This window comes from Nakamurella sp. A5-74 (assembly GCF_040438885.1).
GTDB lineage: Bacteria > Actinomycetota > Actinomycetes > Mycobacteriales > Nakamurellaceae > Nakamurella.
Window position 1 is genome coordinate 2,572,201 of the sequence record NZ_CP159218.1, and the last position, 26,013, is coordinate 2,598,213.

The window sequence follows — 26,013 nt, forward strand, 5'->3', positions numbered from 1 at the left end:
CGCGGACCCCACAGTCGTTTGCAGGCTGGGTTCTCGTACCCCGGTCGTTTGCCGGCCAGGTTCGCGGCTCTGACGGTCGCCTACCAGCGGGGTTCACGGACCGCACGGTCGTCTCGGGCGCGAACCCGCGGACTGCCGGATACGAGCTGGAGTCGGGCCATCCGTATTGCGACCGTCGCTACCGCGAACATCGCACCCAAACGACCCTCACTACCGCGAAGGTCGTCCGCAAACGACCGTCACTACCGCGAACTTCACACCCGAACGACCCTCACTACCGCGAACTTCGCACCCAAACGACCCTCACTACCGCGAACTTCGCACCCAAACGACCGTCACTACCGCGAAGGTCGGCGTCAGCTCAGGTGTTCGGGCTGCGGGAAACGCTTGTGGCCCTCGTCGGCGCCCACCTCGTCCTGGCCACCCTCGTCGGCGCCGGGCCGGCCGGCACCGGGCGCCACCGGCGCGACCGCCTGCACCGGTCGCAGGCTGATGACCACCGCTTTCGAGGTCGGCGTGTTGCTTCCGACCGCGGTGGAATCCAACGGCACCAACGGGTTCGTCTCCGGGTAGTAGGCCGCGGCGCTGCCCCGGGGCGTGTCGTACTCGACGATCCGGAAGTCGGCGGCAACACGCTCGATCTCGTCGCCGTCCCAGTGCCCGATCAGATCGACGTGATCTCCATTGTTGAACCCGGCGGCGGCGATGTCCTCACGGTGCAGGAACACCACCCGTCGTCCGTTGTGGATACCGCGGTAGCGATCGTCCAGGCCGTAGATGGTGGTGTTGAACTGGTCATGGCTGCGCATGGTCTGCAACAGCAGGCAGCCCTTCGGCACCTGCAGCAACTCGATCGGCGACACCGCGAACTCGGCAAGACCCGACTTCGTCTCGAACGTCCGTGAGTCCCGCGGCGGGTGCGGCATCACGAACCCGCCCGGCCGATCGACCCGCTGGGTGTAGTCCTCGCAGCCGGCCACCACCCGGGAGATGTGCTCCCGCACCACGTCGTAGTCGTTCGCCATCGCCGACCAGCGGATGCCGTACTTGTCCCCCAGCGTCGCTTCGGCGATCCCGCAGATGATCGCCGTCTCCGACAGCAGGGACGTCGAGGCCGGCGCGAGCGGTCCTCGGGAGGCATGCACGGAGCACACCGAGTCCTCGACGGTGACGAACTGTTCCTTACCGCCGCGGACGTCCTTCTCGGTCCGCCCCAGGGTGGGCAGGATCAGCGCCGTCGTCCCGGTGTGCAGGTGGGAACGGTTCAGCTTCGTCGAGATGTGCACCGTGAGGCGGCAGTTGCGCAGCGCCTGCGAGGTGATGTCGGTGTCCGGGGCCGCCTGCAGGAAGTTGCCGCCCAGCCCGATGAAGACGTGTGCCTTGTCGTCCCGCATTGCGCGGATCGCCTCGACGGTGTCCAGGCCGTGCTCGCGCGGCGGGTCGAAGTCGAACTCCTGCTGCAGCGCATCCAGGAACTTGGCGGGCGGACGCTCCCAGATCCCCATCGTCCGGTCACCCTGGACGTTGGAGTGGCCGCGCACCGGAAACAGCCCGGCGCCGCGTTTGCCGATGTCGCCATGCGCCAGCGCCAGGTTGACGATCTCCTTGATCGTCGCCACTCCGTTGCGGTGCTGGGTGATGCCCATCGCCCAGCACCACACCGTGCCCTTCGAGGCTCGCAGCCGCTCGGCGAAGCCGGTGATCTGCTCCCAGCTCAGACCGGTTGCCTCGACCACCAGCTCATGGTCGACCTGCGCGACATGGGCCGCCCAGTCGGCGAAGCCGGTGGTGTGGGTGTCGATAAAATCGTGGTCGAGCGCGTCCCACTCGACCAGCAGCGACCCGACCGCCTGGAACAGCGCGAGATCGCCGCCCAACTTGATCTGCAGGTAGTCGTCTGCGATGTCGACACCGGTACCGACGATGCCCTTGACCTCCTGCGGGTTGCGGAAGTTGATCAGACCGGCCTCGCGCAGCGGGTTGATCGCGACGATCTTCGCGCCCCGCCGCTTGGCGATCTCGAGTGCTGAGAGCATCCGCGGGTGATTGGTGCCCGGGTTCTGACCCGCGATGACGATCAGCTCGGCGTCGTAGACGTCGCGCATCGAGACGCTCGCCTTGCCGATGCCGATCGACTCGGCGAGCGCGACGCTGGTCGACTCGTGGCACATGTTGGAGCAGTCGGGCAGATTGTTGGTGCCGAACGCGCGGGAGAACAACTGGTAGGCGAACGCGACCTCGTTGGAGGCCCTGCCCGAGGTGTAAAAGATGGCCTCGTCCGGTGACGACAGCGACTTCAGCTCGTCGGCGATGAGCCGGAACGCGGCGTCCCAGCTGATCGGCTCGTAGTGGTCCGAACCCGGACGCCGCACCAGGGGTTCGGTGATGCGGCCCTGCTGGCCGAGCCACCACTCACTCTGCTGATCGAGGGCGGGAATCGTGTGGGTGGCGAAGAAGGCCGGGTCGGCGCGGCGGCGGTCGGCCTCCTCCGCGACGGCCTTGGCACCGTTCTCACAGAACTCTGCGGTGTGCCGGTGCTCCGGGTCCGGATCGGGCCACGCGCAGCTCATGCAATCGAACCCGTCGGCCTGGTTCAGCTTCAAGAAACTGCGCATGGTGCGCACCACACCGGCCCGCGGCAGCGCATGCTTCGCGGCGATCACCACTGCTTTCACGCCGGCGGCATGGGTCTCGCGCTCCTCGACCTTCAGATGGGTCTCACCCGGGTCGGTGACGTTCTCGCCGGACCTGCGCTTGCTCATCTGGGGCCTCCGTTGCTCACCGTGCCGACACTATCCCGGTGCCCGAAAATCAACGGCCCCACACGCTGTCGCGGGTGGGACGTCGGACCGGCAGGATCTCGCCCCCTCCGTTCGCTCGATCAACGGACTCCAGCGGTCGAGCGACGAGGGAGTCGAGACCTGGCGGGCTCAGGGCAGGTAGTAGGTCGGGTTCGGCAGCTTGATCGGGACGACAGCGTGCCCGCCGAGCAGATCGGAGAACTGGTCACCGATGTTGGCCAGCACGGTGTAGCCGCCGCCGGCGGCAGTCTCGACGTAGGCCCTGGTCTGCGACTTGTATTCGATGGTGGTGCACTTCGCTCCTCCGCAGTGGATGTACGACGGCTGCTGGCTGGCACCGACACCGGTCCACTTGGTGAAGTAGTGCGCTTCGGAGTAGCCGGTGAAGCCGCCCTTGGCCAGGTTGGCCAGGGTCGCCGTGCGCTGGTTGTCATTGCGACCGGTGAGCCCGATGATCGTGCAGCCGGCGCTTGAGGCCGCATTCGCCAGTGCGACCATGCCGGGCGTGGCCGGGAACCGCTGCTGCTGCACGTAGAGGTCCTGCAGCGCCGGATCGAAGGTGAAGTGCATCGCCGCGTCCTCCATGTCGTACGTCCACAGCGAGGTGTCGTCGGCATCCAGCACCAGCGCCGGCTTGATCCCGAAGCGCTCGGCCGTCCGGCAGGCAGAGGTGAGGGCCGGGGTGACGGAGCGGGTGAGCCGGGTCAGCTCGGTGATGTACGGCGAGCTCACCTTGTTCGCGATCCCGGTGGCGTCCGCGCCGTAGTAGGTGCGGATCGTCGACTTGACCGAGTCGATGTTGGGGATCCCCTCACTACCCTGGGTTGCGCCGCTGGAGCCGTCCGGCTTCATGGTGAAGTGCGTCCGCGGGGCCAGCCGCGGCTCGGACAGGACCGGAAGATCCGCCGAGGGCAGGTAGTAGGTCGGATTCGGGAGCTTGAGCGTCGACAGGCTCGATCCGCCCTGCAGGTCGGACCACTGGTCACCGACGTTGAGGGCGATCCGGTAGCCGAGCGACTCGATGTGCGCACGCGTACCCGACTTGTACTCGACCGTCGTGCACTTCACCGCAGCACAGTGGATGTAGGACGGCTGGGTGCTCGCGCCGACACCTGTCCACTTGGTGAAGAAGTTGGCCGTGGTGAAGGCGGAGTAGCCGTCCTTCGACAGGTTCGCGACGGAAGCGGCCTTCTGGTCGTCGTTACGACCGGTGAGACCGAAGATCGCGAACCCTGCGCGCTGCGCCGCCTTCACGAAACCGACCATGCCGGGGACGGCCGGGAACCGCTGTCCCTGCACGTAGACATCCTGCAAGGCAGGATCGAAGGTGAAGTGCATCGCCGCGTCCTCCATGTCGTACGTCCACAGCGTGGTGTCGTCGGCGTCCAGGACGATCGCGGGCTTCCCGCCGCCCTTCGCCTCGGCCGCGCGGTAGAGCGCAGGCAAGCCCTTCGCCTTGCGCGCCAGCAACTTCGTCAGCTCGGTGATGAACGGCGAGGACACCTTGTCGGCAATCCCGGCGGACGAGGCGCCGTAGTAGGTCCGGACGGTCGCCTTCACCGAGTCGATGTTCGGGATCCCCGCCCCGTCGGCACGCAGGCCGCTCGAGCCGTCCGCCGCCATCACGAAGCTGGTACGCGGCGTGAGGACCTTGTCGAGTCCGTCGAAGGACACCGACGGTCGAGCCGACACCGTCCCGGCGGGCGGCGGCGCGGCCTGCGCGGCGGGAGTCAGTGCGAGGCCGACGGTGAGCAGCGAGGCCAGGGTGACACCGAGAACGCGGCGCCCGGTTCGTGTCGTCATACGGAAGTACTCCTTCGAGGGTCGCCCCAGCGGTTTCAGGGGTCGGCAGCGAAGTTACTCCGGGCAATTGCATTCCGCGTGCGCCGAAGGAGTTGTCCGGTCGGCTCAGAAGGGCCGTCGGGTGCCGTAGGAGCCCTGTTTCGCCCGAGCCGCATTGCGCCGCTCGTTCAGGTCGCCGTTCTCACGGACCGCCTTGATGATGACGGTCCAGATGCGCTTGATCCTGCTCGGTTTCTTGTCCATACCCTCAGGACGCGCTCGGCCGCCGAAGTGTTGCAGCGGAGTTCCCGGTCGTCGATCTGACAGGATCTCGACGCGCTCGTCGCTTGCTCGATCAACAAACTCAGCGGTGGTCGAGCGACGAAGCAGACGACCCCCGGTCGTCGATCTGACAGGATCTCGACGCGCTCGTCCCTCGCTTGCTCGATCAACGAAGGTCTTGGTGATCCCCTCGTCTTCGACCACGGTGACCGCGAGGGGTGGTGTGCCGGGTCAGGGGGTGGCTCGGGCATGGGCGGGACCCCGCTCGTGAGCCTGCGAACGCGCGGGGCCCGCCGGGCGGGACCCGGCGCACCACCACTCGCGCTGGCGAGAGGAGCTTCCTGCGCAGCAAGGCCCTCATCTGTGGGCCCGGAGGGCCGATCAGGGGACGGTGAGGATCTCGACTCCGGTGTCGGTGACCACGAGCGTCTCCTCGAACTGGGCCACCCAGCTACCGTCGCGGGTGACGACCGTCCAGTCGTCATCCCAGAGTTCCCACTCGATCCCGCCGAGGGTGATCATCGGCTCGATGGTGAAGGTCATGCCCGGCTCCAGCACCGTCTGCACGGACGGATCGTCGTAGTGCAGTACCACCAGGCCGGAGTGGAACGTCGGCCCGACCCCGTGACCGGTGTAGTCCCGCACCACGCCGTACCCGAAGCGCTTGCCGTAGGACTCCACGACCCGGCCCACCACGTTGAGCAACCGCCCGGGGGCCACCGCCCTGATCGCCCGGTCCAACGCCTCGCGGGTGCGCTCGGAGAGCAGCCGCGCCTCCTCGCTCACCTCGCCGGCGAAATAGGTCGCGCAGTTGTCACCGTGCACGCCGTCCAGGTACGCGGTGACGTCGATCTTCACCAGGTCGCCGTCCTGGATGACGGTCGAATCCGGGATGCCATGACAGATCACCTCGTTCAGCGACGTGCAGCAGGCCTTCGGGTAGCCCCGGTAGCCCAGCGTCGACGGATACGCGCCGTGGTCGCACAGGTAGGTGTGGATGACCTCGTCGATCGCATCGGTGGTGACGCCCGGCGCCACCGCCCGGCCGCCCTCGGCCATCGCCCTGGCGGCAATCCCACCGGCGATCCGCATCTTCTCGATCGTCTCGGGGGTCTGGACCCACGGGCCGGGATCAGGACGTGGCCCGGGACGTCCGACGTACTCGGGGCGGAGGATCGACGCCGGCACCGGCCGGACGGGGCTGACTGTGCCGGGGCTGATCCGAGTGCGGACCGAGGACTTCATGCCTCGCAGAATATGCCGCGCCCGCCGAGCGACCCGGGCTGCCTCACTTCACCGCGGCCAGGAACTTCTGCAGGACGACGTTGGTCCGCTTGGAGGAGTCGCCGCCGACGATGAGAGCGCTGAAGGCGAGGTCACCGCGGTAGCCGACGGTCCAGGCATGGGCCTTCAACGTGCCTTTCGCGTCGGTGTACTCCGCTGTCCCGGTCTTGGCGTGCACGAACGCCGCCGCGGTGCCGACCGCCTTCAGGTTCTGCGCGGTCCCCACGTCGACCACGGCTGCCATCAGGTCGGCCACCCCGGAGCGGGACGCAGCCGAGCGGGTGGGGACCTTCTGGTCCACCTGCGTCCGCTGGCCGCGGATCAGCGTGGGGACGGGCATGGTGCCGGTTGCGGCGGTGGCCGCCATCAGAGCCGCGGAGAACGGGGTCACCAGCACTTGTCCCTGCCCGAACCCGTCCTCGGCCCGCTGCACCTCGTCGGTCGCCGCGGGCACGGAGCCGGTGAGCGTGGTGATCCCCGGGATCACGAAGTCCAGGCCGATCCCGTACTGCTTGGCCGTGCTGGTCAGGGTGCCTTCGCCCATCGTCGAGGCGAGTTGGGCGAACGTCGTGTTGCACGACTTCGCGAACGCCAGCTCCAGCGGGACCCGGCCGAGATCGAATTCGTACTCGTTGCGGATCGGACGCTCGTTGATCGTCCAGGTGCCGGGACATTCCACGACGGTCTGCGGGGTCGCTCGCTGGGTGTCGATGGCCGCGGTCGCGGTGACGATCTTGAAGATCGAGCCCGGCGGGAAGCTGCCGGTGAGGGCGATCGCGCCCTCGGCGTCCGCGGCGGCGTTCTGGGCGACCGCGAGGATCTCACCGGTGGAGGGCTGGATGGCGACGATCACGGCCGGTTCGGTGATCCCGGCCAGTGCCCGCTCGGCCGCGAGTTGGACGTCCCGGTCGATGGTCAGGATGACCTTGCCGCCGCGCCCGGCAGCGCGCTCGGCCAGCACTCCGGCCTCGGCGCCGGTGGCGTCGATCGCCACGATCTTCCAGCCGGGCGTCCCGCGGATGAGCGCGGCGGTGCTCGGTCCGAGCTGGGCGAGCAGTGCTCTGGCGAAGTCCTTGGTGGGACCCAGATTGCGGACCTGGGCCGGGAACGTCAGCCCGGGAATCTTGGTCAGCTGTGCCGCGACCGCCTCGAACTCGGTGTCCCGCAGGTTGGTCACGGTGTAGCCGATCGTCGGATCGGCATCGGCGATGCCCTGCACGATGCCGGTGGCCGTCAGCGTCGGGTCGTACTTCCGGAGCAGCTTCACCAGCACGGCCGCGATTCCGGCCTGATCGCTGATCTTCGTCGGGGCGGCTTGGACCGCGTACACCCGCTGGGCGGTCACCAGCTGCCGGTCGTTGCGGTCGACGACGACACCGGCCGACGCCTCGACCGTGCGCACCACGATGCTCTGCTGTGCGCCGAGCTGCGGGTGGATGACGGCCGGATCCCAGGCGATGAACCAGTGGGCGCCCGGTCCCGCTCCACGCCGCTTCAACGTCCAGTCGGTGGTGTACTGCCACGGTCCGATGTCCGGCAGGGTCCAGCGGTAGGTCATCGGCACGGTGGCCGTGGTCGCCTCCCCGTCCCAGTCGAGGGCGCCGGCGGTGAGCTGCAGCTTCTTCGGCTCGAGGTTGTCCAGGATCACCGAGTCGAGCGCCTGCCGGGCCACGCCGGGCTCCGAGGTGAGCGCCGAGGCTGCGTCGGTCCTGCTGGTCTCCAGTGCGGCGACGAACGCGGCCAGGTCCTGCTGGGGCCCGGGTGAGGCGGGCGCCGCGGTCGAGGTGCAGCCTGACAGGACCAGCATGCCGACGAGGACGACGCACCACGAGAATGCCCTCGCACCCGGGCGAGCGACGCCGCTGCTGTGAGCCCCTTGCCTCGTCATCGGGCCAGTATCGATGCCGCGCTCCCCGATCCGGTGGACCCGCGCCGCAGATCGCCGAGACACACTCCGCGTTGACGCTCGACCCTTCGTCAGGGCTGCCGGCGCGCCGGTCAGGCGTCCGGGAACACGCAGAACTCGTTGCCCTCCGGATCGGCCATCACGGTCCACGGCCGACCCTCGTCGGGGGTCCTGAGCACTTGGGCGCCCGCGGTCTCGAGCGCAGCAGGGTCGCCGAAGAGGTCCAGATGGACCCGGTTCTTGACGGTCTTGGGTTCCGGCACGTTGGCGAAGGCGATCGACTCGAACGGGGCATCGGGGAGGTGATCGATCCAGGAGTAGCTGTCGTCGTCCTCCGTGCCGTGGCCGGCACCCAGCAGGTCCGCCCACCATCGGGACTGCGCCTGCTGGTCGACAGCGTCGACCCCGAGCTCCATCAGGCCGGGTTCCGCTGAGCCCGGCGAGCCGTCGGTGAGGAACACGCAGAACTCGTTGCCCTCCGGATCGGCCAGCACCGTCCAGCCCTCGAGTCGATCCAGCTCGCGCGCCCCCAGTTCGAAGGCCTGCTCCAGCGATCGCAGTCGGATGTCGAGGTGCATGCGGTTCTTGGCCGAACGCTGCTCGGGCACCCGGTTGATCCAGACCCGCTGGGTGGGCGTTGCTCCATCGAGGCTGATCACCACACCGTCCCTGGTCTGCGGGGCCAGACCGAGCAGCTCGGAGTAGAAGGCTCCCAGGAGATCCGGGTCGACAGCATCCAGGCAGAGGTCCTTGAAACGGGCGAGGCTCATGGTGGAGAAGATACCGGGCGGGTCGTTGACGCACCGACTGTAAACGTTTACAGTCGGCGAGGCTCCGATGACGCGGTGCCCCGGCAGTGCTTAGTCCCCGTTCGCTCCGCCCTTCAAAGACGAAGGAGTACCCCCGACCATGACGGCGGCAGCCCAGGCTCCGGCCACCATCGACCCGGGCCCGACCACACCACCCGCCGCCCGACGGCGACGCGGTACGCCGGTCGGCCTGTGGTTGCTCGTTCCCAGTCTCCTGCCGGTGATCGCGTTCAGCGTCTACCCCCTGCTGAACGGGATCTGGCTCGGGTTCACCGATGCCCGCGCCGGCGCGGGTGTGCAATTCGCGTTCAACGGCGTCCAGAACTACGAGCGTCTGTTCGACGACGGATTGTTCTGGAACTCGTTCGGGATCGGACTGGTCTGGGCTTTCAGTGTGACCATCCTGCAGTTCCTGCTCAGCCTCGGCCTCGCCCTGCTGCTCAACGCGGGGTTGCGGTTCCAGTGGCTGGTGCGGCCGTTGGCGCTGGTGCCGTGGGCGATGCCGTCGGTCGTGGTCGCCATCCTGTGGAAGCTGATCTACCAGCCGGATGCCGGCATCCTCAACGCATTCCTCAAGAACCTGGGGATCATCGACACCAACATCAACTGGCTCGGCAGCTTCACCCTCGCCCTGCCGGCCGTGATCGTCGTCGGGGTCTGGGCCGGGATGCCGCAGACCACCATCGCCCTGCTGGCCGGGCTGCAGAACACCTCGACCGACCTCCACGAGGCGGCGTCACTCGACGGAGCCGGTGCGTGGCAGCGGTTCCGCTCCGTCACCCTGCCTGCTCTCAAGCCGGTGATCATCGCCATCACGTCGCTGGACTTCGTCTGGAACTTCAACTCCTTCGGCCTGGTCTACGTGCTCACCGAGGGTGGGCCCGGCGGCCGCACCAAGCTGCCGATGTTGTTCGCCTACGAGAGTGCCTTCAGCAGCGGCGAGTTCGGGTACGCGGCCGCGATGGGCAACGCCATGGTCGTGCTCATCCTCGCGATGCTCGGCGTGTACCTGTGGCGTCAGCTGAAGGAGAACACCTGATGCGCACCCGCCCGATCACTCGCGTGGGTCAGTACGTCGCCCTGCTCGCGTACATCGTCTTCCTGGGATTCCCGTTGCTGTGGCTGTTCTCCACGGCTTTCAAATCGCCTCGCGAGGTGATCTCGCTCGACCCGACACTGCTCCCCCGCACCTGGTCGCTGGACAGCTTCAGGGTGGCGCTGGACAACACCGAGCTGTTCCCGTCACTGCTCAACTCGCTGATCGTCGCCGTCAGCACCGCGATCCTGACAACGGTCATCGCGCTGCCGGCCGCCTACGCGCTCGCCCGGCACCGCAGCAAGCTGCGCACGGTGACGGTCGGCTGGATCCTGGTCAGCCAGGTGTTCCCGTTCGTGCTGATCGTCATCCCGGTGTTCATCGTGCTGCGGAACCTGGGGCTGCTCAACACCCTGCCCGGGCTGGTACTGGTCTACGTGGTGTGGGCGCTGCCGTTCACGCTGTGGATGCTGCAGGGCTACGTCTCGGCGATCCCCCGTGATCTGGAGGAGGCAGCGGCCACCGACGGGGCCTCCCGCGGCCAGGTACTGCTCAGGGTCATCTTCCCGTTGCTCGCACCGGGTCTCGTGGCGACTGCGATGTTCGCCTTCATCAGTGCCTGGAACGAGTTCTTCTTCGCCCTGGTGGTGATCACCGATCCCGCCAAGGAGACGGCGCCGCTGCTGCTGGCGCGCTACGTCGGGGGTGAGGGGCTGGTGAACCTCGGCCCGTTGGCCGCGACCGCCCTGATCACCACCCTCCCCAGCCTGCTCATCTTCGCTGTCGCCCAACGCAAGTTGGTCTCCGGGATGCTCGCGGGCTCGGTCAAGGGATGACCGCCCGGCACGTCCCCCCTGCCAGTCCAGACCGTCAACACCACGAAGGAGCTCTCATGAAGAGAACCCGTCCACACATCCTGCGCCGCAGCAGCCTTGCCGCCCTGGCGCTCGGTTCCACCCTGCTGCTGTCGGCGTGCGTCAGCAACTCCGGCGGCGGTCAGGTGAGCACCGCCGGCAGCTCCCTGGCCCCGGATGAGAAGGTGTCGCTGACGTTCTCCAGCTACGCCTTCCAGGCACCGACCGTGGCTGCCACCGAGAAGATCGTCAGCGACTGGAATGCAGCCAACCCCAACATCCAGGTGACCTATCAGAAGGTCGCCGCCGAATCGGTGCACGACAAGCTGGTGACCCAGTTCGCCGGCAACCAGGCGCCCGACATCATCCACGACGAGTCGGCCGACATCGCGGGCTTCTCCCGCCAGGGCTACCTCGCCGACCTGTCGCCGATGGTCCCTGCCGACCTGAAATCCGATGTGCCGCAGTCGGTCTGGGACTCGGTGACCTACGATGGAAAGATCACCGGCACGCCGACGATCGCGCAGGTGTACACCATCTTCGTCAACAAGAAGCTGCTTGCGGCGGCCGGTGTCGCACTGCCGACCGCCGACAAGCCTTGGACGTGGGACGATCTGGCGACCAACGCGAAGAAGCTCTCCTCCGGCACCGTCAGCGGGCTGGCCTGGGGTCTGAAGTCGCCGACCGCGGGCATCATGTCGACCGGCCTGGCCTTCGACGGCACCTTCTTCAGCGGCGATTCCAAGGCCCCGACGGTCACCGTCGGCGACAACGAGCTGCAGGTCCCGAACCGGATCACGAAGATGCTGGCCGACGGGTCGATGGCCAAGGATTCGGTCTCGCTGTCCGGCAGTGACGTGCTGGCCGGCTACTTCGGCGGCAAGTACGCAATGATCATGGCCGGTAACTACATCGCCACTCAGATCGACGAGCAGGCGCCCGCCGACTTCGACTGGACGATGCTGCCGCTGCTCAAGGGCACCAACCAGCACCAGGCCTCCAACCCGCAGACCCTCAGCATCGCCAAGCAGAGCAAGTACCCGGCGCAGGCCATGCAGTTCATCGCCTACTTCATGAAGTCGGAGAACCTGGCTGCCATCGCCGAGGGTGACGCGCTGATCCCGGTGACTGCCTCGGCGTCGGCGGCGATGGGCAAGAAGCTCGGGACGGGGCACGGCTGGGACGCGATCCTGGGCAGCGCCGACCAGCTCGTCGACGCGCCGTGGAACAAGGCCGACAAGTTCCCCGACTGGAAGTCGAAGTACGCAACACCCGCCTACCAGGAGTTCCTCGCGGGTAAGACCGATGCTGCCGGTCTGGGCACCGCGCTCACCACCGGCTGGAAGACCCTCTCCGGCGGCTGATCCACCCCCGCTCGCCCTCTCCCGTCAGCACCTCCCACCGTGCCGCAGAGCCGGCTCATGCCAGGAAGAACCATGAACCTCTTGCAGGACAAAGCAATCGGAGCCCTCGCTGCAGCAGCGGTCGGCGATGCCATCGGCGGTGCGACGGAGGGCCGCAGCGCCGAGGAGATCGTCGCCCGGTACGGCGGATTCGTCGAGGGCATCACCGAGTACTTCATGCCCGACTGGCGGACGGCGAAGCCGATGTCGCCGTACTTCAAGGGAGACGGCCACGTCACCGACGACACCCTGATGACCAACCTGCTCATCGACGTCTACGACGAACGTCAACGGCACCTCGACGCCTTCGACATCGCCGACGGGCTGGTTCCGCGGATGATGAATCAACTCACCTGGATCCCGGAGCTTGAACGGGAGACGGTCCCGTTGCTGCGGGTGTTCCTCGCGGAGAAATGGTTGGTGACCCGGCTGCACTACGGTCACATCGATCCTCGCGAGGGTGGGGTGGGCAACGTCGTGAACTGCGGTGCTGCCATGTACATGGCCCCGGTCGGAATCGCGAACGCAGGTGATCCGGCCGGCGCCTACGCCGAGGCCTCCGAGTTGGCCGGTGCACACCAGTCCAGTTACGGCAGGGAGGCTGCCGCCGTCTTCGCCGCCGCGATCGCCGCGGCGATGACGCCGGGAATCGATGTGGACGGGGTGCTGCAGGCCGTCCTGGGACTGGCCAGGGACGGTACCGCCGCAGCGATCCGTGCGGTGCTGGAAGCGGCCGCGGGTGTGCCCGACTGGCAACGGGCGATCCCGGTGCTGCGGGCCGCGATCACACCGTTCGACACCGTCGGCCCGGAGTACCGCACGCCGGTGATGGATGCTCGGCGGCCGAGCCGGGTCCGCGCGATCGAGGAGCTTCCGGTGGCGCTGGGCTTCCTGGCGGTCACCGGCGGCGACGTGCGCGGCTGCATCCTCGGCGCGACGAACTACGGCCGGGACTCCGACTCGATCGCCACCATGGGCGGCGCCATCGCAGGCGCGCTCGGCGGCGAATCCTCCGTGCCCGCCGAGTGGGTGGAGACCGTGGCCCGGGAGTCGCGGCTCGACCTGCGCGCCGGCGGACTCCGGATGGCCGCGGTGGCGCAGGCGATCCGCACCGCGGACGCGGCAGCCTTCGCCCGCCGGGAACACGCGTTCGCGGCCCTGACCGCCGCCGACGGGCCGGGCAACGGCGAGGCGGCACTGTCGTGAACCCGCAGCCCAGACCGGTGACCTGGGTGCAGCCGGAGGACCTGCTACGCCACGAGCTCTGGCAGTCGGCTCGTGAACTCGGACCCGACCAGCAGGATGCGCTGCAGCGGATCGCGGACCGCTGGGTCGGAGCCGGCGGCACGCTGCCGCCACCGCACGTCGGTGCGTCACCGGAGCTCGGGGACAGACACCTGCGCCCGCTCGCCGAGGAGCTGCTCGCAGCGGTGGCCGCGATCCCCCGGCAGTCCGATCCGGCGCTACCCGACGACTGGACCGGGATCGCGGCGATCGTCGAATCCACTGCGGCGCAGTATGTGCGGCACGGTGCCGGCACCGACGCCGACGCGCTGAGCGGAGCCTGGCTGGGCCGCACGGTGGGCTGTGTCCTGGGCAAGCCCGTCGAGAAGATCCCGCGCCGTGGGATCGAGGACATCCTGCGCAGCGGTGACCGGTGGCCGCTGCGGAGCTATTTCACCGCGCGCGGTCTGCCCGTCGAGGTCGCGGAGCGGTGGCCGTGGAACCGGGTGAGCGGACCCACGAGCCTGATCGAGAACATCGACGGCGCACCGGAGGACGACGATCTCAACTTCACCCTGATGGCCCTGCGCCTGCTGGAGCGGGTCGGCCTCGACTTCACCTCCGCCGATGTCGCACAGTCCTGGCTGCTCGACCTGCCCGCAGGGCGCAGCTTCACCGCGGAACGGATCGCGTACCGCAACCTGCTCTGCGGTCTCGAGCCGCCGGACACTGCGCGGGTGGGCAACCCGTACCGGGAATGGATCGGGGCGCAGATCCGCACCGACCTCTACGGCTGGGTCGGTCCCGGTGATCCGCTGGGTGCTGCCCGTCGGGCACACCGGGACGCCTCCGTCAGCCACACCCGCAACGGGCTCTACTGCGCGATGGCGCTGGCCGCGATGGGTTCGATCGCCGTGGTCCGCACTCCGGACCGTCCCGGTATCGCGGACGTGCTGGATGCCGGCCTGGCCGTCGTCCCTCCCGACAGTGCCGCAGCTGCGGCCATCATCCTGGGTCGCCGGCTGGCGACCGACGGGCTCCCGCCCGAGGACGCGTACGTCGCGCTGGAGCGGGCCTATCCCGACCTGCACTGGGTGCATGCGCTCAACAACACCGCGCTGGTGGCCTACGCCCTCACATTCGGGGAAGGCGCCTTCGACCGCTCGATCTGCACCGTGGTTGCCGGCGGCTGGGACACCGACTCCAACGGCGCCAGCGTCGGCGGGATCGTGGGTGCGCTGACCGGAGCATCAAGCATCGATCCGGAGTGGACCACACCGCTGCGCGACCGGTTGAGCTCTGCCCTGCCCGGCGAGGACGGTGGGGCGATCACTGCTGCCGCGGCGCGCACCCTGGCCCTCGTCGGATCCGGTGGCGATGTGTCATGAGCGCCGAGAGTGACCCTGCCGGTGCGGTGCGGACCGGCCGACGCCCGACGGTCGTCGAGGTGGCCGCCCGGGCCGGCGTCTCCACCGCGTCCGTGTCCCGGGTGCTGAACGGCAAACTCGCCCGACCCGACACCATGGACCGGGTGCGGGCCGCGGTGATCGAGCTCGGATATCGCCCGGACGCCACCGGCCGTGCGCTGAAACTCGGTGCTGCACAACAGATCGCATTCGCCGTCGACGATCTGGCCAACCCGGTCTACACCGAGATGATGCGCGGGGTCGAGGAGGGGTTGACCTCCACCGGAGCCCGTCTGCTGGTGACCTCCACCGGTCAGGACCCGGCCGACACCCTGGCCCTGGTACGCAGCCTCGGTCGGGGCTACGCCGACGGCCTGGTGATCAGCCCGCTGCGCCGCACGCCGGCCCTGGTCCGCGCGCTGGTCGAGTGCCCGGTACCGGTCGTCATCGTGGGTGATCCTGGCGCCACCGATGCCCTCGACCGGGTGCGGGTCGATTCGGGTGCCGGGATCCGACTCGCCTACCGCCATCTGTTGGACACCGGGCGTCGCCGGATCTGCTTCGTCAACGGCCCCGAGCAGACCTCGCCGGGAGCTGCTCGCGGCTCCGCGCATCGACGGTGCGCTGCGGAGTGGGGCGGTTCGGCCGGGACGGTCTCGGTCGATGCCTTCACCGTCGAGGCCGGCGAACATGCCTGGCTCCAGGTGTGCCTGCTGGAACCGGATGCGCTGATCGCAGCGAACGACCTGCTCGCCCTGGGCGCGATCCGAGCTGCCGAGGCCGCCGGGATCCGTGTTCCGCACGACCTCGCCGTGGTCGGGGTCGACGACATTCCCTTCGCCCGCATCTTCTCGCCGGCCCTGACCTCGGTGTCGCTGCGGGCGCGCGAACGTGGACGGCTCGCCGCCGAGCTGTTGCTGCAGCGGATGTCCGATCCGGCGCGGCCGGCGGTCACGGTCAGCGTCGAGCCGGAACTGCTGGTCAGGGAGTCCTCGTGGCGACGATGACCAATGTCTCCGCGGGTTCCGGTCCTCCCGGTGACGACGGGCCGCTCCCCGTCCTGTCGATCCCGACGGACGCTGCCGATGCGGCCGCCGCCGCAGTGGCCACCGATGCTCCGCTCAACCCGCTCGTCCCGCGTCCGCTGGACCGCCCGCAGGAGGTCCCGCTCGAGCCCGACGCCGACCTGTCGGCGTTGGACGACGCGAAGATCTTCGCCGCACCCGACGATCCGGCGCTGTGGCCGCAGTGGCGACGTCGACTGCACGAGTGGCGGCGCGAAGCGGTCGCCCGCAGCAGCTACGACGACGACCTCTACCGCCGGGACGACCTGGCCTGGATCTCGCGCTGTTTCGTCATCTCCCAGATCTGGTTGTGGGACGAGCTGCTCTTCGACTGGCAGACGGGTCGGTTCACCCCGGAGCGGATGATCCAGGACGCCCGGGAGCGCTTCGGCGGCTTCGATGCGGTGGTGCTGTGGCACGCATATCCGGTGATCGGTATCGACGACCGGAACCAGTGGGACTACTACCACGACGTGGACGGCCTGTCGGACGTCGTGCGAGCGTTCCACGATGCCGGGATCCGGGTGTTCATCGACTACAACCCGTGGGACACCGGGACCCGCCGCAACGGCTACGACCCCGAGCTGCTGGCGGACATGGTCGCAGACCTCGGCTTCGACGGCGTCTTCCTGGACACCCTGCGCGAAGGTCGCGGAGAGCTCGTCGCCGGTGTCCGCCGGGCCCGTTCCGGGGTGGCGCTGCAGGGTGAGTCCAGGGTGTCGATGGCCCGGCTGGTCGACCACCCGATGTCCTGGGCCCAGTGGTTCGCCGACTCGCCGGTACCCGGGGTGCTGCGCTCGCACTACTTCGAACGCCGCCACATGATGCACCACGTCCGCCGGTGGCACCGCGACCACTCCGTCGAACTGCAATCGGCCTGGTTCAACGGCGTCGGGGTGATGGTGTGGGAGGTCGTGTTCGGGGTCTGGGTCGGTTGGAACGATCGCGACAGCCTCACCCTCCGGCGGATGAGCACCGCCCAGCGGGCACTGTCGAAGTTGTTGCGGGACGGCATCTTCACCCCGCTGGTCGATCTGGGTCCCGACGCCGCGCAGCTGACCGTGTTCGGCTCCACCTTCCGGTCGGGGCGTGAGTCCCTGTTGGCACTCGTCAACCGCGGAGCCCACGATCGGGTGTTGCGGCTCCCGGTCGCCGAGGCCCCGGACGGGTCTGCACGCAGGACCACCTCCGGTCTCGGACCGGTGCTCGACATCTGGACCGGCCGGGAGGCGCCGGTCGCCGACGGGCACGTCCAGGTGCTGGTTCCGGCCGGCGGCATCGGCGGTCTCTGGCAGCCCCCGCCGGGGGCGGACACCTCCTGGCTGCTCCCGTTGACCGAGCAGCCCGACGATCCTCGGCCGCATCCGTCCACCGCGTTCCACCATCGACACAGCGAGCGGGTGCCGGTACCGACCGCGACCACGCGAACCGCCGCGTCCCTGCGGCTGCCGACCGTGCCGATCACGGCCGGCGACTACACGCTCACCGTCCGGTTCCGGTTCCGGGAGACCGGGATGTACGACGGAGCGCCGTTCGTCGATGAGTGGAAGCCCCTGCCGCCCCGGCTGCACGACCTGCGCACCCTGGACCGTCGGGTGCACCTGGCGTCCGACGTCGCCGTCGCGACCCTCGAGGTCTCAGAACGTGACTTCGCGGAGTTCGTCGCGGCCACCGACCGGGGGGCCCGGATTCCGTCGTGGCGCCGACCGGCCTGGGCTGGACGCAGCATTCAGGATGCGGCGATCCACCATCCGGTCACCGAGGTGTCGCTGTCCGACGCCAGGGCCTACGCCGCGTGGGCCGGCGGGCGACTGCCCACCGAGGACGAGTGGCAACTAGCGGCGGCCGACCCCGGTTTCCGGCGACGGGATCCGTTGGTGTGGAACCTGACCGAGAGCGAGCACACCGACGGCCGGACGCGCTTCATGATGCTCAAGGGCGGCTCGGCCTACCAGAGCTCGGGTTCCCCCTGGTACTTCGACAGCGGCCCGCAGCCACGGGAGTTCTCGGCGAAGTACCTGTTGCCCGGCCAGGGGTTGGGCCGATCGCAGACGATCGGCTTCCGCATCGCCTTCGTACTGGCCTCCGAAACCGACGGCCTGCACGCCCGCATGCCCACACGTCAGCACGCCCATATTCCCGCACGCCCGTACCGACCGACCGACCGACCCACCGACCAGGAGAGCTGAGTGAACTCCCCCGCGCTCGACGGTCTGACCGTCATCGACGCCTCCACGCTGTTCGCCGGCCCGATGGCGGCCATGCACCTGGGCGATCTCGGCGCCAGGGTGATCAAGGTGGAGCACCCGCGGCGACCTGATCCGGCCCGCGGCCACGGGCCGGAGAAGGACGGCCACAACATCTGGTGGAAGACGTTGGGCCGCAACAAGGAGACGCTGCAGCTCGACCTCTCCGGCGCCGACGGCGCCGCGGTGTTCCGTCGGCTGGCCGCGGCGGCGGACGTGGTGATCGAGAACTTCCGTCCCGACACCCTGGAACGGTGGGGTCTGGGGTACGAGAGCCTGTCGGCTTCCAACCGGGGGTTGGTCCTGGCCAGGGTGACCGGTTTCGGACAGGTCGGCCCGTACCGCAGACGGCCTGGATTCGGCACGCTGGCCGAGGCGATGAGCGGTTTTGCCGCCGCAACCGGGGAACCGGATGGACCACCCACGCTGCCACCGTTCGGCCTGGCCGACGGGATCGCTTCCTTGGCAACGGCTTTCGCCGTGATGACCGCCCTGCACCAGCGCGCCGCCACCGGTCGCGGACAGGTGGTGGACCTCGCCATCGTCGAGCCGATCATGGCCATGCTCGGACCGCAGATCTCTCGGTGGGACCTGCTCGGCACGGCCCAGCCGCGCACCGGGAACCGGTCCGGCAACAACGCGCCGCGCAACACCTATCGGACGTCCGACGGACACTGGGTCGCGGTGTCGACCAGCTCGCAGAGCATCGCCGAGCGGGTGCTGACCCTCGTCGGTCGGCCCGAGCTGATCGCCGAGCGCTGGTTCGCCACCGGTGGGTCGAGGGCCGAGCACGCCGACGAGCTGGATGAGGCCGTCGGTGGCTGGATCGCGCAGCGCACCCGGGACGAGGTGCTGGAGAGCTTCGACCGCGCGGAAGCGGCGGTCGCACCGATCTACTCCCCGGCCGACATCGTCGCCGATCCCCAGTTCGCCGCGCTGGGAACCGTGCAGCACGTCCAGGATTCGGACTTCGGCCCGATGGCCATGCAGGGCAGGCTGTTCCGGCTGTCCGAGGGTGACGCGCCGATCCGCCACACGGGCCGGGAGCCCGGCGCCGACACCGGATCGGTGCTGCACGAGCTGGGTTACTCCCCCGACGAGGTCGCCGCGCTGCGCGCTGCCGGGGTGGTCGGTGGGGCTGTCGACTCCAGCACCGTCGACGCGCTTCCCGGGCCGAGCGCCCTCGACGGGCGACGGAACCGATCGGCATGACACACCGCGTTCCGCTCACGCTGCTCTACGTTCCGGCCGATCGCCCCGACCGGATCCGGCGGGCTCTGGATTCGCCGGCAGACGTGGTGATCATCGACCTGGAGGACGCTGTCACGCCGGCGGCGAAGGAAACGGCGCGTCGGACCGTCACCGAGCTCGAGTTCGAACCAGGGCGCTCCGTGCAGGTGCGGGTGAATGCGGCCGGAACCCCTTGGCACGACGACGATCTGTCGATGGCCGCATCCCTGGACGAGCGGGTACAGCTCCGGCTGCCGAAGTGCGAATCCGCCGAGGTGATCGGCGCGGTGGCCGACCGGGTCGGATCGCGCGCGCTGCACCTGTTGATCGAATCAGCGCTCGGCGTCGAACGGGCGTACCTGCTGGCAGGTTCCCACCCGCAGGTGGCGACCATCGGTCTCGGCGAGGCCGACCTGCTGGCCGACCTGCGCGCCGCCGACCCGGCCGCGCTCAGCTGGGCCCGCGGACGGATCGTCACCGCCGCGGCTGCGGCTGCACTTCCCGCGCCCACCATGTCGGTGTTCCCCGACCACCGTGACTCGGGTGGCCTGCGTGCGTCGTGCAGCGAGGGTCGATCGTTGGGTTTCCTGGGGCGCGCCGCGATCCATCCTGCCCAGCTGCCGGTGATCGTGGAGGCATTCGCTCCGAGCACCGCAGAGATCGAGGTGGCGCGGCAGGTGGTGGCGGCCGCCGAGGCCGGGGCGCAGATCGGCCGCGGAGCGGTGGCCCTGCCCAGCGGGAAGTTCGTCGACGCCGCGGTGGTGCGACAAGCCAGGACGGTGCTGACGCTGGCCGATCGCGGTCCGGACGGCTGAACGCGCAGAACCCGACCAGCGAGCCGGGTGGCTACGCCTGAGTGACCCGGCGAACGTTCCCGCTGGTGGCAAGTGCTGTTGCTGGCTAAAAGGACGTCCTCCACGCCAGCAACAGCACGCAACGCCAGCGCGAGCTGGGGTCAGTTGCCGCGCTTGGAACGCGGGAGGGGATGCGCACCGGCGTTGATGGACACCGGGTGCGCGTCGGGCGGGCGCTTCGAGGGATCGTCGAGCCGTTCGCGGAACTGGTCGATGAGCCCGATCAGCTGCTCGTTGATCTCGGCCAACTCGGCGGCGGTCAGATACGTGAGCCCCTGGAAGGAGAAGGACGCGTCCCGCCACTCCTTCGGGTAGCTCTGCCAGGTCGCCTCCCACACCTCGATCTCGCGCTGACGCTGGACCCGGAAGTGCTGGTCGAGCTCGCGGGCCGCGGCACCGACCTCGGGCGACGGTTGCTCCAGCCCGTAGCTCAGACCCAGGTCGACGCGCCGCCACGGCCGCTGCCGCCCGGTGCCACCCGGCGCCTCCTCCACGTAGCCGTACTTGGCGAGAGTGCGGAGGTGGAAGGAACAGTTCGCGGGGCTCTCGTCGAGCAGGTCGGCTGCCTCGGTCGCGGTCAACGTGCCCTCCCGGCGCAGCGCGTCCAGCATCGCCACCCGCACCGGATGGGCCAGCGCCCGGATCTCCTTGGCGTCCGTCAACGTTCGTCGCCGAGCCCGGGTGGGACTGGACGCGGGCTCCTCGACCGGACGGTCGTCGACCGGAGCGGATGCACTGTCCGATGCGGTGGCGATCGCATCGTCCGAGGGTGTTGCCTGCGGTGTCATCTGTCGATCCTCTCGCGTCAGCGAGCTCCGACCGGCGTGACACGTACGGCCGCGGCGCTCGCTCCAGTCATCCCTACGACTCGCCGCCGACTCCCGACGTCGGTGGCGCGCAGCCGACGACCCCAGGTCTCCAGAACCGCGCCGGTGCTTTCCCGCCACCTCCGGGAAGGCCGGGCGGCCACTCGGCGGATGCGTTCGCCGGTCTCGTACCTGGCGAGGTCGACTGCGGTCACCGGATTCGTCATGACGTGCTCCTCGGATGTTGACAACAACCCTTTCGAAGGCCTTGTTGCCAAGCATCCGTTTCGAAAGGACTGTTGTCAAGTGAGTCGCAAGAACTGATTCGAAAGAACCAGCGCGAAGGGGGCAGATCTCAGAACAGCACGCTGGAGAACTGTCCCGCCTGCTGGAATCCCACCCGCTCGTAGACCCGGCGGGCTGCGACGTTGCGCTCGTTGACGTACAGCGAGGGCAGCCGGTGCAGATCGCGCTGGATGTGCTGCACGAGCGCGGCGACGGCCGCGGCGGCCAGCCCCCTCCCCCGATGGACCGGGGCCACCCAGACCCCCTGGATCAACGCCACCCGGCTCGAGAGGGCGCCGATCTCCGCCTTGAAGATCACCTCGGCGCCGTCGAGCACGGCGAAGGCCAGGCCGCGCCGGATCAGGTCGTCCACCCGGGCGCGATAGCTGCGGCCGCCGTCTCCCGCACACGGATCGATCCCGACCTCCTCGGTGAACATGGCCACCGCTGCCGGGAAGTAGTGATCGCCCAGCTGGCCCGTCATCCGGCGCAGGCGTGGGTCCGGATCGATCAGCGGCGGTCGCGGACAGGTGAGCAGCGGCTGGATGGTCCGAACCTCCCTGGCCGGCCCCCAGGCCGAACCGAGGTCCTCCCACAACGGAAGCACCAGCTCCGAGCGGCCGACGAGGGAGGCGACGCTGCGGGTGCGGTGCGCCAGGCCCTCAGCCAATCGGCGCAGCGCCTCCGGCCCGGTCGCAGCCAGCGGCAACAGGTTCCCGCCGACGAAGGCCAGCGCCTCTCGACCACCGTCGACGCCCCAGAAATTGCCGCCGAGAGCACGGGGATCGATGCCGTAGGTCTCGAACCGCTCGGCAATCATGCAGCCGGCCACCGGATCGGCGTCCAGCGCGCCCTGCACCACTGCAGTCTGGTCGCTGCCCAGGACCCGGGCTCCGGACCGCTGCCAGATGCGCGGCACCGACTGATCAGACCGTCGAGACCGAGGGAGTGCCGCTGACGACTCCCTCGGCGCGCATGGCGTCGGCGATCTTCATCGCCTCCTCGATCAGCGTCTCCACGATCTGCGACTCGGGAACGGTGCGGACCACCTCGCCCTTGACGAAGATCTGGCCCTTGCCATTGCCCGAGGCGACGCCCAGATCCGCCTCGCGGGCCTCGCCAGGTCCGTTGACCACGCACCCCATCACAGCCACCCGGAGCGGGACGTCCATCCCCTCCAGACCGGCGGTGACCTCGTTGGCGAGTGTGTAGACGTCGACCTGGGCGCGCCCGCAGGACGGGCACGAGACGATTTCCAGACCGCGTTCCCGCAGGTTCAACGACTCCAGGATCTGCAGGCCGACCTTGACCTCCTCGACCGGAGGGGCGGACAGCGAGACGCGGATGGTGTCGCCGATCCCCTGGGCCAGCAACGCACCGAAGGCGACGGACGACTTGATGGTGCCCTGGAACGCGGGACCGGCCTCGGTGACACCGAGGTGCAGCGGGTAGTCGCACTGCTGCGCGAGCAACTCGTACGCCCGGACCATGATCACCGGGTCGTTGTGCTTGACCGAGATCTTGATGTCGCGGAAATCGTGCTCCTCGAACAGTGAGCACTCCCACAGCGCCGACTCCACCAGCGCCTCCGGGGTGGCCCTGCCGTACTTGGCGAACAGGCGAGGGTCAAGGGACCCGGCATTGACGCCGATCCGGATCGGGGTGCCGTGCGCCTTGGCCTCCTGCGCGATCTGCTTGACCTGGTCGTCGAACTGCCGGATGTTGCCGGGATTGACCCGGACGGCGGCGCAGCCGGCCTCGATGGCCGCGTACACGTACTTGGGCTGGAAGTGGATGTCGGCGATGACCGGCAGCTGGGAGTGCTCGACGATCTGCTTGAGCGCGGCCGCGTCATCGTTGGTGGGCACGGCCACCCGCACGATCTGGCAGCCGGCGGCGGTCAGCTCGGCGATCTGCTGCAAGGTGGCGTTGACGTCGGAGGTCAACGTGGTGGTCATCGACTGGACGGAGACCGGGCTGTCGCTGCCCACGCCGATGCCCTTGCTGCCACTGCCCAGCTGGAGCTGACGGGTCGCGCGCCGGGGCGCGAGGATCGGCACCTCACGGTCGGCGGGCATGCTGGGCATCCCGAGGCCGATCCCGGTGGCGGTGGAGCTGTCGGTGGTGCTGGTCATCTCGAGTTCCTCGATCGTCGTGGGTACCTCTCCAGTGTCCGCCTCCGCGCGGCCGGATGCCCACTCCGGGGTGGTGATCTGTGCACGTGTCTCGCCGGGGGTGAGGGACCGCGCGTCAGAACAGGTTGACGGGGTTGACCACATCGGCGATGAAGGTGAGCACCGTCAGGCCGATGAACAACAGGGCCACCACGTAGGCGACCGGCATCAGCTTGGCGACGTCGAACGGCGGCGGCAGCGCCTTGCGACGGAGCCGGTTGATACCGCGGCGGATCCACTCGATCACCGCACCCAGGATGTGGCCGCCGTCCAACGGCAACAGGGGCAGCAGGTTGAGCAGGAACAGGCTCATGTTGAAGCCGGCCAACAGCGTCAGGAACAGCGCCCACTTGTCCTTGGCCGGGGAGTCGAGTGCGAGGATCTCGCCGGAGATCCGACCGGCGCCGACGATGCCGACGGGCGAGTTCGCGTCGCGCTCGGCGCCGTTGAAAATGGCGTCCCAGAGCGCCGGGATCCGAGAGGGGATCTGGATCACCGCATGCGCGGCGGTGCCGATGAACTGCCCCGTCCGGTCGAAGGCACTGCCGAAGGACTGGGTGACGTACGGGAACTGCGGTCCGACGCCGAGGAACCCGGCGGGGGTGGTGCCGACGACCTGGTCATTAGCACCGGTCACCGGCCGCTCGGTGAGCACGATCGTCACCTGCTGGGTGACGGGCGTTCCGGCGCGCTGGACGGTGAGCGGCACGGTCTGTCCGGCAGCGGCCCTGATCAGTGCGGTGAGCTGGGTCCAGCCGGTGATCGACGTACCGGCGAAATCGGTGATGACGTCCCCCGGCTGCAGGCCGATCATCCGCGCCGGGGTCCACTCGGTCTGTGGGCACTCGGTCTTCTGCTGCTCGGCCGCCGAGGCGGTGGCCGGCACCACGCAGGCACTGACGCTGGACACCGTGGTGTTGGGGGTGGGGACGCCGATCGTCGTCATCACGACGCCGAACAGGATGACGGCGAGCACGAGGTTCATGAACGGTCCGGCGAACATGATGACGATCCGCTTGAAGGGGTGCAGCTGGTAGAACTGCCGGCCGTCGTCGGTCTCCAGTACCTGCGCGCGATCGCCGTGCCGGGTGTCCTCGACCAGCTGACGGAAGATGCCGGCGGGTCCGAGCGCGGTGGTGGTGATCCGCTGTCGACCGAACTTGTCCGGCGGGACCATTCCGATCATCCGGATGTAGCCGCCCAGCGGCACCGCCTTGATGCCGTACTCGGTCTCGCCGACCTTCTTCGACCAGACGGTCTTGCCGAAGCCGACCATGTACTGGGTGGTGCGGACCTTGAAGACCTTCGCGAACGTCAGGTGACCGAGCTCGTGCCAGGCGATCGAGAACAGCAGCCCGAGCACGAACAGGACGATGCCGATCGCAGTCAGCATGCGTCCACCAGCTCCTCAGCTCTCGTGCGTGCCCAGGCCTCTGCCGCAAGCACGTCGGCGACGTCCCGGGGAGCCGTTGTCAGACCCTCGGACCCGATCGCCTCATCAATGATGCCTGCGAGTAGCCGCGGGATGCCTGGAAAGGTGAACTTCCCCTCGCGGAAGGAACGGACGGCGACCTCGTTGGCGGCGTTGAACGTGGCCGGCACCAGGCCGCCGGCCGTGCCCGCGAGCCGTGCCAGCGACAGCGACGGGAACGCCTCGTGGTCGACCGGTTCGAAGGTCCAGGTGGACGCGGTTGAGAAGTCGAGCGAGCGGCTGACGCGGGGCAGCCGGTCCGGCCAGCCGAGGCCCAGCGCGATCGCCAGCTTCATGTCGGGTGGGCTTGCCTGGGCGATCGTCGCCCCGTCGCGGAAGGTGACCATCGAGTGCACGATCGACTGCGGGTGCACCACGGTCTCGATCTGCTCGTAGGGCACGCCGAACAGCACGTGTGCCTCGATCAGCTCGAGGCCCTTGTTCACCAGGGTGGCCGAGTTGATGGTGATCACCGGCCCCATGTCCCAGGTGGGGTGCGCGAGCGCCTGTTGGACGGTGACGTCCGCCAGTTCGGCGACGCTGCGGCCCCGGAACGGCCCGCCGGATGCGGTGAGCACCAGCGAGGCGACCTCGTGGGCGCTGCCTGCGCGCAGGCACTGGGCGAGCGCGCTGTGTTCGGAGTCGACCGGCACCAGCTGACCGGGCGCCGCCGCGTCGAGGACGAGCGCGCCCCCGGCGACCAGCGACTCCTTGTTGGCCAGTGCCAGGGTGCGTCCGGATGCGAGCACCGCGAGGGTCGGTCCGAGCCCGACGGAGCCGTCGATCGCGTTGAGCACCACGTCGCAGTCGAGCGTCTCGACCAGCGCGATCGCGCCGTCTGCGCCGGTGGCCACCTGCACACCCGGGAATCGAACTTCTTGCTCGCGGAGCAGCTGGGGCCGGGATCCACCGGCCGCGATCCCGACGAGCTGGAAGTCGTCGGGATGGTCGGCGATCAGGTCGAGAGCCTGGGTACCGACCGACCCGGTGGAGCCCAGGACCACGACGCGTCGCACGTCACCCATTGTGGCCCACCGTGCGGGTGGGCAGGACCGGACGGCAGTTCGCGGCGTGCCAGAATGAAGCGGTCCGGCAG

General features: G+C 69.0%; 20 protein-coding genes. 9 read left to right on the forward strand and 11 right to left on the reverse strand.

Going from position 1 to position 26,013, the window contains the following annotated elements; all coding sequences use genetic code 11:
* Window positions 1-356: 356 nt before the first annotated feature.
* From ABLG96_RS11770 to ABLG96_RS11795, 6 genes are all read right to left on the reverse strand, one after another.
* Window positions 357-2,762: an FdhF/YdeP family oxidoreductase gene (locus ABLG96_RS11770; protein ID WP_353647580.1), complete on the reverse strand. Its 2,406-nt coding sequence runs from the start codon at window positions 2,760-2,762 to the stop codon at window positions 357-359.
* 168 nt (window positions 2,763-2,930) lie between these two features.
* Window positions 2,931-4,604, reverse strand: coding sequence for an HAD family acid phosphatase (locus ABLG96_RS11775; protein ID WP_353647581.1), 1,674 nt, complete (start codon window positions 4,602-4,604; stop codon window positions 2,931-2,933).
* A 105-nt stretch (window positions 4,605-4,709) separates the two neighbouring features.
* Window positions 4,710-4,847, reverse strand: coding sequence for a hypothetical protein (locus ABLG96_RS11780; RefSeq protein ID WP_353647582.1), 138 nt, complete (start codon window positions 4,845-4,847; stop codon window positions 4,710-4,712).
* Window positions 4,848-5,246: 399 nt separating this feature from the next.
* Window positions 5,247-6,110, reverse strand: coding sequence for a type I methionyl aminopeptidase (gene map / locus ABLG96_RS11785; RefSeq protein WP_353647583.1), 864 nt, complete (start codon window positions 6,108-6,110; stop codon window positions 5,247-5,249).
* Window positions 6,111-6,153: 43 nt separating this feature from the next.
* On the reverse strand, window positions 6,154-8,037 hold the full coding sequence (locus tag ABLG96_RS11790; RefSeq protein WP_353647584.1) for a penicillin-binding transpeptidase domain-containing protein: 1,884 nt from the start codon (window positions 8,035-8,037) through the stop codon (window positions 6,154-6,156).
* Between the two features lie 110 nt (window positions 8,038-8,147).
* Window positions 8,148-8,825, reverse strand: coding sequence for a VOC family protein (locus ABLG96_RS11795; protein ID WP_353647585.1), 678 nt, complete (start codon window positions 8,823-8,825; stop codon window positions 8,148-8,150).
* 139 nt (window positions 8,826-8,964) lie between these two features.
* Here ABLG96_RS11795 and ABLG96_RS11800 point away from each other — a divergent pair, with 139 nt between their 5' ends.
* The 9 genes from ABLG96_RS11800 to ABLG96_RS11840 all read left to right on the forward strand — a co-directional run bounded on the left by ABLG96_RS11800 (window position 8,965) and on the right by ABLG96_RS11840 (window position 20,142).
* The gene (locus tag ABLG96_RS11800) at window positions 8,965-9,903 is read left to right on the forward strand and encodes a sugar ABC transporter permease (protein WP_353647586.1); all 939 of its coding nucleotides are present in this window, start codon (window positions 8,965-8,967) and stop codon (window positions 9,901-9,903) included.
* Entirely contained in the window at window positions 9,903-10,736 is an 834-nt protein-coding gene (locus ABLG96_RS11805) for a carbohydrate ABC transporter permease (protein WP_353647587.1), read from the forward strand. Before ABLG96_RS11800 ends, ABLG96_RS11805 begins: the two co-directional genes overlap by 1 nt.
* A gap of 56 nt (window positions 10,737-10,792) precedes the next feature.
* Complete coding sequence (locus ABLG96_RS11810) at window positions 10,793-12,118, forward strand: sugar ABC transporter substrate-binding protein (RefSeq protein WP_353647588.1); 1,326 nt, start codon at window positions 10,793-10,795, stop codon at window positions 12,116-12,118.
* 72 nt (window positions 12,119-12,190) lie between these two features.
* Window positions 12,191-13,363 (forward strand): ADP-ribosylglycohydrolase family protein, encoded by a 1,173-nt coding sequence (locus ABLG96_RS11815; protein ID WP_353647589.1) that lies wholly within the window; start codon window positions 12,191-12,193, stop codon window positions 13,361-13,363.
* Between the two features lie 17 nt (window positions 13,364-13,380).
* On the forward strand, window positions 13,381-14,769 hold the full coding sequence (locus ABLG96_RS11820) for an ADP-ribosylglycohydrolase family protein (RefSeq protein ID WP_353647590.1): 1,389 nt from the start codon (window positions 13,381-13,383) through the stop codon (window positions 14,767-14,769).
* Window positions 14,766-15,794 (forward strand): LacI family DNA-binding transcriptional regulator, encoded by a 1,029-nt coding sequence (locus ABLG96_RS11825; protein WP_353647591.1) that lies wholly within the window; start codon window positions 14,766-14,768, stop codon window positions 15,792-15,794. The genes ABLG96_RS11820 and ABLG96_RS11825 overlap by 4 nt, the downstream gene beginning before the upstream one ends.
* Window positions 15,791-18,040, forward strand: a complete 2,250-nt coding sequence (locus ABLG96_RS11830; RefSeq protein ID WP_353651477.1) for an SUMF1/EgtB/PvdO family nonheme iron enzyme — start codon at window positions 15,791-15,793, stop codon at window positions 18,038-18,040. The genes ABLG96_RS11825 and ABLG96_RS11830 overlap by 4 nt, the downstream gene beginning before the upstream one ends.
* A complete protein-coding gene (locus tag ABLG96_RS11835; RefSeq protein WP_353647592.1) occupies window positions 18,041-19,309 on the forward strand; it encodes a CoA transferase in 1,269 nt (422 codons plus the stop codon).
* Window positions 19,306-20,142 carry a CoA ester lyase gene (locus ABLG96_RS11840; protein ID WP_353647593.1) on the forward strand — a complete coding sequence of 279 codons (837 nt, stop codon included), beginning with the start codon at window positions 19,306-19,308 and terminating at the stop codon, window positions 20,140-20,142. Before ABLG96_RS11835 ends, ABLG96_RS11840 begins: the two co-directional genes overlap by 4 nt.
* A gap of 140 nt (window positions 20,143-20,282) precedes the next feature.
* On the opposite strand, the gene ABLG96_RS11845 is transcribed toward ABLG96_RS11840, so the two are convergent.
* The 5 genes from ABLG96_RS11845 to dxr all read right to left on the reverse strand — a co-directional run bounded on the left by ABLG96_RS11845 (window position 20,283) and on the right by dxr (window position 25,942).
* Window positions 20,283-20,969: a helix-turn-helix domain-containing protein gene (locus ABLG96_RS11845; RefSeq protein ID WP_353647594.1), complete on the reverse strand. Its 687-nt coding sequence runs from the start codon at window positions 20,967-20,969 to the stop codon at window positions 20,283-20,285.
* A 373-nt stretch (window positions 20,970-21,342) separates the two neighbouring features.
* Window positions 21,343-22,191: a GNAT family N-acetyltransferase gene (locus ABLG96_RS11850; protein WP_353647595.1), complete on the reverse strand. Its 849-nt coding sequence runs from the start codon at window positions 22,189-22,191 to the stop codon at window positions 21,343-21,345.
* Window positions 22,192-22,198: 7 nt separating this feature from the next.
* Entirely contained in the window at window positions 22,199-23,407 is a 1,209-nt protein-coding gene (gene ispG, locus ABLG96_RS11855) for a flavodoxin-dependent (E)-4-hydroxy-3-methylbut-2-enyl-diphosphate synthase (protein ID WP_353647596.1), read from the reverse strand.
* 115 nt (window positions 23,408-23,522) lie between these two features.
* On the reverse strand, window positions 23,523-24,839 hold the full coding sequence (locus ABLG96_RS11860) for a site-2 protease family protein (RefSeq protein ID WP_353647597.1): 1,317 nt from the start codon (window positions 24,837-24,839) through the stop codon (window positions 23,523-23,525).
* Complete coding sequence (gene dxr, locus ABLG96_RS11865; protein WP_353647598.1) at window positions 24,833-25,942, reverse strand: 1-deoxy-D-xylulose-5-phosphate reductoisomerase; 1,110 nt, start codon at window positions 25,940-25,942, stop codon at window positions 24,833-24,835. The genes ABLG96_RS11860 and dxr overlap by 7 nt, the downstream gene beginning before the upstream one ends.
* Window positions 25,943-26,013: the final 71 nt, after the last annotated feature.